This is a genomic window from Kitasatospora sp. NPDC057965, from assembly GCF_042887135.1.
In the GTDB taxonomy this organism is placed as follows: domain Bacteria; phylum Actinomycetota; class Actinomycetes; order Streptomycetales; family Streptomycetaceae; genus Kitasatospora.
Map to the genome: position 1 here is coordinate 1 of NZ_JBHVPZ010000082.1, position 1,175 is coordinate 1,175.

Annotated in this window: 1 rRNA gene; it reads right to left on the reverse strand. The window is 56.9% G+C overall.

Going from position 1 to position 1,175, the window contains the following annotated elements:
* Positions 1-1,175: ribosomal RNA gene (locus tag ACFVVU_RS39145) — 23S ribosomal RNA — on the reverse strand; the annotation flags it as partial.

Consider the following 1,175-nt stretch of genomic DNA (forward strand, 5'->3'; position numbering starts at 1 on the left):
TTTGGGGTACGGGCCGCCATGAAACTCGCTAGAGGCTTTTCTCGACAGCATAGGATCATCCACTTCACCACAATCGGCTCGGCATCAGGTCTCAGACTCATGTTGTGCGGATTTGCCTACACAACGTCCTACACCCTTACCCCGGGACAACCACCGCCCGGGCTGGACTACCTTCCTGCGTCACCCCATCGCTCACCTACTACGAGGTTGGATCGCCGGCTCCACCACTTCCCTTTGTCCGAAGACTCCGGGACGGCTTCACGGGCTTAGCATCACTCGGTTCAGCGTTGGCGCTTCAAAGCGGGTACGGGAATATCAACCCGTTGTCCATCGACTACGCCTGTCGGCCTCGCCTTAGGTCCCGACTTACCCTGGGCAGATCAGCTTGACCCAGGAACCCTTGGTCAATCGGCGCAAGAGTTTCCCACTCTTGTATCGCTACTCATGCCTGCATTCTCACTCGTATACCGTCCACGACTGGTTTCCACCGCCGCTTCACCCGGCACACGACGCTCCCCTACCCATCACAGCAGGCGTTGGCCCTATATGCTGCAATGACACGACTTCGGTGATGTGCTTGAGCCCCGCTACATTGTCGGCGCGGAATCACTTGACCAGTGAGCTATTACGCACTCTTTCAAGGGTGGCTGCTTCTAAGCCAACCTCCTGGTTGTCTCTGCGACTCCACATCCTTTCCCACTTAGCACACGCTTAGGGACCTTAGTCGGTGTTCTGGGCTGTTTCCCTCTCGACCATGGAGCTTATCCCCCACAGTCTCACTGCCACGCTCTCACTTACCGGCATTCGGAGTTTGGCTAAGGTCAGTAACCCGGTAAGGCCCATCGCCTATCCAGTGCTCTACCTCCGGCAAGAAACACGTGACGCTGCACCTAAATGCATTTCGGGGAGAACCAGCTATCACGGAGTTTGATTGGCCTTTCACCCCTAACCACAGGTCATCCCCCAGGTTTTCAACCCTGGTGGGTTCGGTCCTCCACGAAGTCTTACCTCCGCTTCAACCTGCCCATGGCTAGATCACTCCGCTTCGGGTCTTGGGCATGCAACTCAACCGCCCTATTCGGACTCGCTTTCGCTACGGCTACCCCACACGGGTTAACCTCGCTACACACCGCAAACTCGCAGGCTCATTCTTCAAAAGGCACGCAGTCACGGCC